Below are 10,198 nucleotides of genomic sequence, written 5' to 3' on the forward strand. Positions count from 1 at the left end.
CCATGCCCCCGAAAATCGCAACCGATCTGGTGCTGAGCGCGCAGGACATTCACAAGAGCTTCGGTGCGCAGGAGGTGCTGAAGGGCATTACCCTTGGCGCGCGCAATCATGATGTGATCTCGATCCTCGGCACTTCCGGATCCGGAAAATCAACTTTTCTGCGCTGCCTGAACTGTCTGGAAGTTCCGAATTCCGGTTCCGTCGCTGTGCACGGCGAGGAAATCGTCTTTCGCAATGGCCGCATCGGCGATCAGCGGCAGATCGAACGGTTGCGCCGCCATCTGGGCATGGTGTTTCAACAGTTCAACCTCTGGACTCATCGCACCGTGCTGGAAAACGTCATGGAAGGCCCGGTGCAGGTCAAGCGGATGCCGAAAGCCGAGGCCCGCGATCTGGCCGAGGGGCTTTTGGCCCGCGTCGGTCTGGCCGACCGGATGGGCCATTATCCGGCGATGCTCTCGGGTGGGCAGCAGCAGCGCGTGGCGATTGCGCGCGCGCTGGCGATGGAGCCCGACGTGATCCTGTTTGACGAGCCGACCTCGGCGCTCGACCCGGAACTGGTGGGCGAGGTCTTGAAGGTGATGCAGGATCTGGCCGCCGAGGGGCGCACGATGATCGTCGTCACCCATGAAATGGCCTTCGCCCGCGACGTCTCGACCGAGGTCGTCTTCCTGAACGAGGGCCGGATCGCCGAACAGGGCCCGCCCGAGAAGCTGTTTGACCACCCCGAAACCGAGGTGTTCGCCCGTTTCATCTCCAAAACCCGCCGAGACTTCGCATGACCCAAGCCTTTCCCGGGGTGACGATCGACAGCGCCGAGCTGCGCGTCGTGCACCTGCCGCTGATCACCCCCTTCACCGTGTCGAACCAGACCCTGACCGACAAGACCTTTCCGCTGCTGACGCTGCGCGCCGACGGCATCGAGGGCTATGGCGAGGGGGTGATGGATCCCTATCCCGACTATCTCGAGGAAACCCTGCCCGGGGCCCTCGCCTTCCTGCGTGATCTGATCCTGCCGCAGATCGTCGGCAAGCGGATCGGCAACCCGGCCGAGCTGACGGCGCTGCTGGCGCCCTGGCGCGGGCACAGGATGAGCAAGGCGCTGGTCGAGCTGGCGTTCTGGGATCTGTGGACGAAGGCGCTGAACCTGCCGCTTTGCGCGGCTTTGGGTGGCGTGCGCGATGCCGTGCCGGTGGGGGTGTCGCTGGGCATCACGCCGATCGACCGCACGCTTGCGCGCATCGCCGAGGCCGAGGCTGCGGGCTACAAGCGCATCAAGCTGAAGGTGGCGCAGGGCCATGACCTGAAGCTTCTCGAAGCGGTCCGGCGCGATTTTCCCGCCGTCAAGCTGACGGTGGATGCGAATACGGCCTATGGTCTGGCCGATCTGGCGACGCTGCGGGCGATGGACCGCTTCGATCTCGATTACATCGAGCAGCCGCTCGCCGTCGACGATATCCACGATCATGCGCTGGTGCAGCGCGAGATTGCGACCGCGATCTGCCTTGATGAATCGATCCGAACGCCTGCCGATTGCCGCAAGGCGCTTGCGGCGGGGGCGGCGCGGGTGATCAACATCAAGGTTGGCCGGGTCGGTGGCTACACCGCGGCCAAGGCGATCCATGACGTGTCCGAGGCGTTCGGCGCCCCGGTCTGGTGCGGCGGCATGCTCGAAAGCGGGATCGGGCGGGCGCATAACATCCATCTGGCGACGCTGCCGAATTTCACCAAACCGGGCGATACCTCCTCGGCCAGCCGCTATTTCCATCGCGACATCATCGCCGAACCGCTGGAAGCGACGGAGGGGCTGATGCCGGTGCCGCGGAACGGTGCGGGAATCGGGGTCACGCTCGATCGGCCGTTCCTCGACAGTGTCACCCGTTCGACCGAGGAGTTTCGCCCATGACCTCCGGGGTGATCCTGCGCGAGCTGAACGGCGTCGCGGAATTGCAGCAGGCCGAGCGCTTTCAGGTCGAGGTCTGGGGCGAGGGCGAGCGACCCGACAACAGCGACATCATGCTGGCGCTGCAGCACGAAGGCGCGCTGGTGGCGGGGGCTTTCGCGGGCGATCAGATGCTCGGCTTTCTTTTCGGCTTTCCGAGTGCCACGCCCGGGGTGCAGCATTCGCACCGGCTGGCCGTGTCGGAAAAGGCGCGCGGGCTGGGGCTTGGCGCGCGGCTGAAGTGGTTTCAGCGCGACTGGTGTCTGGCGCGCGGCATCCGGCTCGTGCGCTGGACCTATGATCCTTTGCGCGCGATCAATGCGGGGCTGAACATCGCGGTTCTGGGCGCGACAGCGCGCGAGTATCTGCCGGATTACTATGGTGAAATGCCGGGGATCAATGCGGGGCTGCCCTCCGATCGCGTGATGGCGGTCTGGCAGCTCGACGCACCGCGGGTCGTCGCCCGGGCGGCCGGGCAAGTGCTGCCGACGCCCTTTGCCAATCTCGAGGCGGTGATCCCGGCTGATATAGACGCGCTCTTGCTCGCCGATCCGGAACGGGCGCTGACCGAGCGGTTGCAGCTGCGTGCCAGCCTGCAGACCGCCTTTGACGCCGGGCTGACGATCCTCGGGTTCGATCGCAAGCGGCATCGCTACCTGCTGGGGCGGCTTGCGCAGGTCGCCTGTCCGGTGGTCTGAGGCATCCCCTTACATCGAAAGCGCCGCGATCTGCGCCGTCGTCATCACGGCGCGCTGGGTGTCGGAGAAGGCCGCGACCTGCGTGCCGCTCAGGGCCTTGATATCGGCCGTTTCGAGCGCCGCGACCTGATCGAGGGTGAAGGCCGCGATTTGCGACGTCGTCAGGCCGACCATCTGGTTGGTCCGCAAGGCCCAGATCGCCTGCGTGCTCAGCGCGGCGACGGAACTTGTGCTCAGCGCATGAATCTGCGCCGTGGTCAGGCTTGCGACCTGCGACGTGAGCAGGGCGGCGGCCTGCGCACTGGCCAGCGACCCGATCTGCGCCGTTCCAAGCGCGGTGATCGCCGAGGCGGTGATCCGCGAGATGTCCTCGGTCTCGATCGCGCGCACCTGCTGCGTCGAGAAGGCCGCGAGCTGGCTTGCGGTCAGGCAGCCGACCTGTGCCGTGGTCAGGGCGGTCACATCGGCGGTCGAGAGGCCCATCAGCGCCTGCGTGGTCAAGGAGGAAATGGCCCCCGTGCCGATCGCGGCGATCTGAGCGGTCGAGAAGGCGGCAAGCTGCGCCGAACTCATGGCACGGATCGTGGTGGCCGCGACCGCCCGCACCTGATCCGTGCTCAAGGCCGCCGCTTGTCGGGTCGTCAATCCGGTGATCGCCGCCACGCCGAGCCGGTTCATCTGTGTCACAGTGATGGCCGCGATCTGCGCTGTGTCGAGGCAGGCGATCTGCGCCGAGCCGAGACCCGCAAAAGCCGCCGCAGACACCTGTGCCAGATCTTCGGCTTCGATGGCGGCGACCTGCGCCGTGCTCAGCGCCGCGAGCTGCTGCGAGGTGATCGCCGCGGTCTGCGAGGGGGTCAGCGCCGCGATCTGCGCCGGCGAGAGGCCTTGCAGAGCCAGCGTCGACAAGGACGGGATCGCATTGCTGGCAAGCACTGCAATCTGCGCCGTGCCGAAAGCGGCCAGCTGCGTCGAGGTGAGGGCCTGCACCGAGGAGGCGGCGATCGCCCGCACTTGCCCCGTCGTCAGAACCGCGATCTGCGCCGTGCTCAGGCCCGAGATCGCGGCCAGCGAGAGCCGCGCGATCTGGGTTTCGGTCAGACCGGCCAGGAGGGCGGTCGACAGGCTTGCGATCTGGGCCGACCCGAAACCCGGCATCGCCGCGTCCGAGATCTCCGGGATGTCCGCGCTTTCGATCGCGGCGATCTGTGCTGTGGTCAGCGCGGCGATCTGCGTCGAGGTCAGGCGCCCGAGCTGTGCGCCGGTCAGGGCGACCATATCCGCGGTGGTGAGCCCGGCCAGCGCGGTCGTGCTCAGGGCGGCAATCGCGGTCGTGCTCAGGGCGGCAATCTGGTTGCTGCGGAAGGCGGCGATCTGCGCCGATCCGAGCGCCGAGACAGCGACGCTGGAAAGCGCCGCAATCTGCCCCGTTGTCAGCGCCAGGATCTGCTGCGTCGTCAATCCGCGGATCGCGGCTGTCGTCAGGCGCGCGCTTTGGGCGGAGGTCAGCGCCCGCAGCTGCGTCGTGGCAAGGCTTGCCATCTGCGTCGAGGTGATCCCGCTGATCGCCGAGAGCGAAAGCTGCGCGATATCCGCGGTTTCAAGGGCCGCCAATTGCGTCGTGCTGAGTGCGGCGAGCTGCAGCGAACTCAATCGCGCCGCCTGGGCCGTGGTCAGCGCGGCGATATCCTCGGTCGCAAGGCCGCGCAGGGCCGCGGTCGTCAGCGCGCCAAAGGCTGCGGTCGATATCGCGGCCACCTGTTCGGTCGAGAGCGCGGCCACCTGCGTCGAGCTCAGGGCCAGCAGCGCCGAAGAGGCGATCTGCGTGACATCCTCTGCCTCGAAGGCCGCAATCTGGGTGGTCGAAAGCGCCGCCAGCTGCGTCGAGGTCAGTCGCCCCACCTGTGCCGTTGTCAGGCTGGCGATGTCTTCGGTGGCAAGACCCTGCAGCGCGGTCGTGGTCAGCGCGGTGATGGCCGAGGTGCTCAGCGCGGCGATCTGCGCGGAGGTGAGAGCTGCAATCTGGCTCGAGCCAAGCATTTTTGCCGCCACGCCGGAGAGCAGTTGCACCTGATCCGTCGTCAGGGCCGCAAGCTGTTGTGTCGAAAGCGCCGCGACCGCCGATGTTGACAGGCGTTCGAACCGGGCGGCCCCCAGAGCGACGATCTGTGCGGTGCTCAGCCCCGCCACCTGCGCCGAGCCGATCCCGGCCACCGCCGTGCTGGACAATCGTCCGAAGTCGTCGATTTCGAGCGCTCCGATCTGGGTGGCGCTGAGCGCCGCGAGCTGGCTCGAGGTCAGCGCCGCAACCGCGCTGTCGTTCAGCGCGACCATGGCGGCCGTGCCAAGACCGGCCAGGGCGGCGGTCCCCAGCGCCCCGACGGCGAGCGCGCCGAGTGCCGCAATCTGATCGGTCGTGAGCCCCGAGAGTTGCAGCGCGCTCAGCGTCCGGGCCGCCGCGGTCGAGAGCGCGCCGATCTGCTCGATCGACAGCGCAGCCAGCTGTGCGGTGCTCATCCCGGAGATGGCCGCGGTGCTCAGCCGGGCCACCTGATCTTCGGTCAGGGCGGCAATCTGGGCTGTGCTCAGCCCGGCGATCTGGCGCGACCCCAGACCAGCGATGGCCGTGGCGGACAGCTGGCCGAGATCCGTCGTCTCGATCGCGCCGATCTGCGCATTGCTCAGGGCCGCGATCTGCGAGGAGGTGAGCGCGGCCACGGCTTCGCCGCTCAGCGCGACGATATCTGTCGTCGCCAGCCCGGCCAGCGCGGCGGTGCCAAGGCGGCTCAGCGCGGCGGTCGAGAAGGCCGCGATCTGCGTGGTCGAGAGGGCCGCGATCTGCGCCGAAGTCAGGCCAGCCGCCGCCGCCGAGGACAGCGCCCCCAGTTGATCCCCTGACAGGCTGGCGAATTGCGCCGTGCTGAGCCCGGCAAGGGCCGCACTGGCCAGCGCGGCAATCTGATCGTTCGACAGACAGTCGAGTTGCGCGATCGACAGCACTTGCGCCTGTGCCGAGGTCAGACCGCGGATCGCCGTGCTCGACACCTGTGCCAGATCGTCGGTCGCGAAAGCTGCGATCTGCTGGGTCGTCAGGGCCGCGATCTGCCGCGAGCCGAGAGCCGCGGCCTCGTCGACGGTCAGGGCGACAATATCCGACGTTTCGAACCCGGCCAGAGCCGTCGTGGCCAGGGCGGCGAGGGCAGCGGTCGACAGCGCCGCGATCTGCGTCGTGGAAAGGGCGTTGATCTGGGCGGAATCGATGCCCGTGCCCGCGTTGCTGGACAGAGCGGCGAGCTGATCGGCGCTGAAGCCCGCGAATTGCGTCGTGCTCAGCGCGCCGATGGCGGTGCCGCTCAGCAAGGCTACCTGTTCCGTGCCGAGGGCCGCGATCTGCGCCAGACTCAAGCCCTTGACCTGGTTCGACCCAAGCCCCGGAATGGCAGCGGTCGACAGCTGTGCGAGATCGCTGGTCTCCAGCGCCGCAATTTGCGTCGAACTCAGCGCGGCCACTTGTGCAAGCGTCATCGCGCCCGCCTGAGCGCCGGTCAGCGCCGCGATGGCCGCCGTGCCGAGGCCCTTCAGCGCCGAGGTTCCCAACGCCGCCAGCGCGTCAGTGCTGAAGGCCGCGATCTGCGCGGTGCTCAGCGCCGCGATCTGCCCGGAGGTCAGCGCGACAGCGGCCGCGCTTGAGACTGCGGCGATCTGATCTGTGGTCAGGCCCGAAATCTGGCCGGTGCTGAGACCGGCGATGGCGGTGCTCGACAGGCTGGCGATGAGATCCGTGCCGAGAACGCCGATCTGCGCCCCGCTCAGGCTGTGCAACTGCGTCGAGCCCAGTCCGACCAGTGCCGAGGTCGAGAGCCGGATCAGATCGTCGACCTCAATCGCCTGCAGTTGCGCCGTGCTCAGTGCGGCGAGCTGTTTCGAGGTCATCGCGGCCATCTGATCGCCGGTCAGCGCGACGATATCGGCGGTCGACAGGCCCTTCAGCGCAAGCGTGCTGAGGGCTGCGAAGCTTGCGGTCGAAAGGGCCGCGATCTGTGCGGTATCAAGGGCCACGATCTGCAGCGAGCCCAGACCGCCCACCGCCGCGCTGGCCAGCGCCGCGACCTGATCGATGCTGAGGGCGGCAAGCTGTGCCGTTGCAAGAGAGGTCACCGCCTCGGAAGCGAGCGCCGCGATCTGATCCGACAGCAGGGCTGCGACCTGACGTGTCGTCAGCCCCTTGACCTGTGTCGATCCGAATCCCGCCAGCGCATCGGCGCTGAACTGGATCAGATCGCGTGTTTCCAGTGCGGCCACCTGCGTACTCGACAAGGCGGCGAGCTGCACCGAGCCGAAGGCGGCCGCCTGCGCCGTGCTCAGCGCGACGATGTCATCCGTGCCCAACCCCTTGATCGCATTCGCGCTCAGCGAATTGAGAAAGGCCGTGTTCATCGCCGTGAGCTGTGCCGTGGTCAGCGCGGCCACCTGTGTCGAGGTCAACCCGCGCGCGGCGCTGCTTGAAAGCGCGCGGATCTGCGCGGTCGAGAAGCTGGCAATCTGTGTCGTGGTCAGGCCAGGGATCGCCGTGCTTGTCAGGCCTGCGACCTGCCGGGTCGAGAGGGCGGCGATCTGCTCGGTGGAGAGCCCCGCGATGGTGGTGGAGCCCAGCCCGGCAAGGGTCGCGGAACTGATCTGTGCCAGATCGGCGGTCTCGAAGGCAGCGATCTGGGTACTGGTCAGCGCGCCGATCTGCAGCGAGCCAAGCCGGGAGGCCTGCGCGGTGCTCAGGGCGACGATATCGGCGGTGGTCAGGCCCCGGATCGCCCCGGTGCTGAGCGCCGCGAGCGTGGTCGAGGCGAGTGCCGCGATTTGTGCCGTGCTCAGCACTGCGGTCTGCGCAGACGTCAGCCCGGCCACGGCCGTGCTGGACAGGGCACCCATCTGTGCGGTCGTCAGTTTGGTGATCTGCGTCGTGCTCAGCCCCGCAAGCGCGGCGCTGCCCAGCCCCGCGATCTGACTGGTGCCAAGCGCCGCGATCTGCGTCGTTGTCAGCGCGCGTGCCTGCGCCGAACTCAGCCCGGCGAGCGCAGAGGAGCTGAGTTTCGAAATATCGGCCGTTTCAAAGGCGGCAATCTGCGTCGTCGTCAGAGAGGCAATTTGCGCCGATTTCAGCGCTCCCGCCTGTGCTGTCGTCAGCGCCTCGATATCTTCGGTGGCAAAGCCGCGCAGCCCCGCGGTCGACAGGCCTGCAATCGCGGCGGTGTTGAGGGCGACGATCTGGTGCGTCTCCAGCGCCGCGACCTGCGCCGAGCCAAGCCCCGCTGCCGCCGCGCTGCTGAGTGCCGCAAGCTGGTTCGTGCTCAACGCCGCGAATTGCGAGGTGCCGAAGCCGCCGATGGCCGTGCTCGTCAGCCCGGCCATGATCGCCGTGCTCAGAACCGCCACCTGTGCCGTGTCGAGGGCCGCGATCTTCGATGCATCCAGCCCCGCAGCCGCCTCGCCCGACAGTTGGGCAAGATCCGCCGTCTGCATCGCCGCGATCTGCTCGGTGCTCAGCGCCGCGACCTGCACATCGGTCATCGCCGCGACCTGCGCCGTGGTCAGCGCGACGATGTCTTCCGTCGCGAGCCCCGGCAAGGCCCAGGTGCCGAGCGCGGCAAAGGCCTCACTGCTTAGCGCTGCGATCTGCGCCGTCGTCAGAACGTCGATCTGCGCCGAACCGAGCGCATCGGCCGCGACCTCGGACAGCGCCGCGATCTGCGCCGTGCAAAGCGCCGCAAACTGGGTGGTCGACAGCGCCGCCGCCTGCATGCCGGTCAGCGCCGCAATCTCGATCGTACTCAGGGCGGCCATGGCCTCGGTCGTCAGGCCCTTCAGCGCGGCCGTGCCGATCGCGGCAAAAGCCGTTCCGGCAAAGGCACCGACCTGATCCGAGGACAGCGCCGCAATCTGCGCCGAGCTCAGCACGCTGGCTGCCCGGCTCGACAGCGCGCGCAGCTGCGCGGTCGAAAAGGCGGTGATCTGATCCGTGGTCAGCCATTGGATCATGTTGCTCGACAGCCCCGCCATCTGGTCGGTCGAAAGTGCCGCGAGCTTGCCGGTCGACAGGCTGCGGATCTGCGCCGACCCGAGCCCGGCGAGGGCCGCGGTGCTCAGATGTGCGAAATCGCCGGTTTCGAAGGCGGCCAGCAGATCGGTGCTGAAAGAAGCAATCTGGGTGGAGGTCAGTGCGCTGGCCTCTTCGCCGGTCAGCGCGACCACATCCTCGGTGCCGAGGCCCTTCAGCGCCGCAGTGCCAAGGGCGGCAATTGCCGCTTCGTTCAAGGCCGCGATCTGCGCGGTCGCCAGCGCGGAAAGCTGGGTCGAGCTCAACGCGGCGGCCGCGGCGGCGGTCAGCGCATTGATCTGATCGACAGTCAGCGCCGAAAACTGGCTGGCGGCCAGCGCGCGGATCTGTGCCGAGGTCAGACCCGCCATCGCATCGGGGCCGAGCATCGCCAGATCGGCAGTCTCGAAGGCACTGATCTGCAAGGTCGAAAAGGCGCCAACCTGTTCCGAGGTGAAGGCGGCCGCCTGTTCCGTCGTCAGCGCAACGATCGCCTCGGTCGAGAAGCCACGCAGGGCAACGGTGGGCAGGACGGCGATCTGCTGGAAGGCAAAGGACGCGATCTGTGCGGTGGTCAGCATCTGCACCTGCAGCGGCGACAGGCCGGCCACGAAATCCGAAGAAAAGGCTTGAATCTGACCCGAGCTGAGGGCCTGCATCTGATCCGAGCTGATGCCGACGATGTCTCCGGTGGTGAGATCGGCAATGGCCGACGTGGAGAGGGCCGCAATTTCGGCCGTCGTCATCGCGCTGAGAAGGGACATTCTGCCACTCACCCTGAAGGGGCCCCGTCGGGCCCGTGTCATGATCCGGCCCGCCATTCTGGCATACCGCGTGCCGATATTCGTTGAGGGTCGTAAAGGAATGCCTAAATCCATGACGACGAGAGAGGTTTTCGCGGCGCTGCGGCGAGGCCTGGGGGCCGCACGTTTCCACGCGATCAGCTCCGCGCTGGCCATTTTTGTCTTAACGCCTTGATCTGCAATGGTTTTGGTGGGGGACCTCTACAGTCTCGTGTGCAGCGGGGAAGCCGAGAGAAGCCCCGAATCGCCTCTGACTCTCCGAAAATAAGCAAAAACAACGGCTTGCCTGTGGCCAGCGGTCGCACCGAAAAAGCTCTTGTTCTACCTGCACTTGCCGCATATACGGGTCGGCGGAGCGGTGGCCGAGTGGTCGAAGGCACACCCCTGCTAAGGGTGCAGGCGGGGAACCGTCTCGAGGGTTCGAATCCCTTCCGCTCCGCCACCTTCCTATCAAGACTTTTGAGCAACTCATTGATTTCGCTGAGATACCTCAGATTGCGATTTTTCTTAAATATTCTTCACCCTACATTTTACCTTACTTTCAACCCTACTGACGGTATTGTCCGGTCGTGCTGTGACCCCCGATAACTCGTCCATCTGATGCTAGAGTCCGTCCCAATGAGAGGACCGGACATGAAGAGATCGAAGTTCACCGAAGAGCAGA

General features: G+C 66.8%; 4 protein-coding genes and 1 tRNA gene. 4 read left to right on the forward strand and 1 reads right to left on the reverse strand.

All coding sequences use genetic code 11. The annotated features are described in order from the left end of the window. Positions 1 to 2 precede the first annotated feature (2 nt). The 3 genes from C8J30_RS16150 to C8J30_RS16160 are packed head-to-tail and all read left to right on the forward strand — an operon-like array spanning position 3 to position 2,640. Entirely contained in the window at positions 3 to 782 is a 780-nt protein-coding gene (locus C8J30_RS16150; protein WP_110806871.1) for an ABC transporter ATP-binding protein, read from the forward strand. After that, positions 779 to 1,906 (forward strand): o-succinylbenzoate synthase, encoded by a 1,128-nt coding sequence (menC, locus tag C8J30_RS16155; RefSeq protein WP_110806872.1) that lies wholly within the window; start codon positions 779 to 781, stop codon positions 1,904 to 1,906. Before C8J30_RS16150 ends, menC begins: the two co-directional genes overlap by 4 nt. Further along, entirely contained in the window at positions 1,903 to 2,640 is a 738-nt protein-coding gene (locus tag C8J30_RS16160) for a GNAT family N-acetyltransferase (protein ID WP_110806873.1), read from the forward strand. The genes menC and C8J30_RS16160 overlap by 4 nt, the downstream gene beginning before the upstream one ends. A gap of 9 nt (positions 2,641 to 2,649) precedes the next feature. On the opposite strand, the gene C8J30_RS16165 is transcribed toward C8J30_RS16160, so the two are convergent. Continuing rightward, a complete protein-coding gene (locus C8J30_RS16165) occupies positions 2,650 to 9,495 on the reverse strand; it encodes a beta strand repeat-containing protein (protein WP_110806874.1) in 6,846 nt (2,281 codons plus the stop codon). Positions 9,496 to 9,886: 391 nt separating this feature from the next. On the opposite strand from C8J30_RS16165, the gene C8J30_RS16170 reads away from it, so the two are divergent. After that, a tRNA-Ser gene (locus tag C8J30_RS16170) sits at positions 9,887 to 9,976 on the forward strand. Positions 9,977 to 10,198: the final 222 nt, after the last annotated feature.

The organism is Rhodobacter viridis, assembly GCF_003217355.1.
Taxonomy (GTDB): Bacteria; Pseudomonadota; Alphaproteobacteria; order Rhodobacterales; family Rhodobacteraceae; genus Rhodobacter; species Rhodobacter viridis.

Excerpts from the sequence above, each read along its gene's own strand:
- C8J30_RS16150 (WP_110806871.1), top strand. The coding sequence starts at position 3 with ATGCCCCCGAAAATCGCAACCGATCTGGTGCTGAGCGCGCAGGACATT.
- menC (WP_110806872.1), top strand. The coding sequence starts at position 779 with ATGACCCAAGCCTTTCCCGGGGTGACGATCGACAGCGCCGAGCTGCGC.
- C8J30_RS16160 (WP_110806873.1), top strand. The coding sequence starts at position 1,903 with ATGACCTCCGGGGTGATCCTGCGCGAGCTGAACGGCGTCGCGGAATTG.
- C8J30_RS16165 (WP_110806874.1), bottom strand. The coding sequence starts at position 9,495 with ATGTCCCTTCTCAGCGCGATGACGACGGCCGAAATTGCGGCCCTCTCC.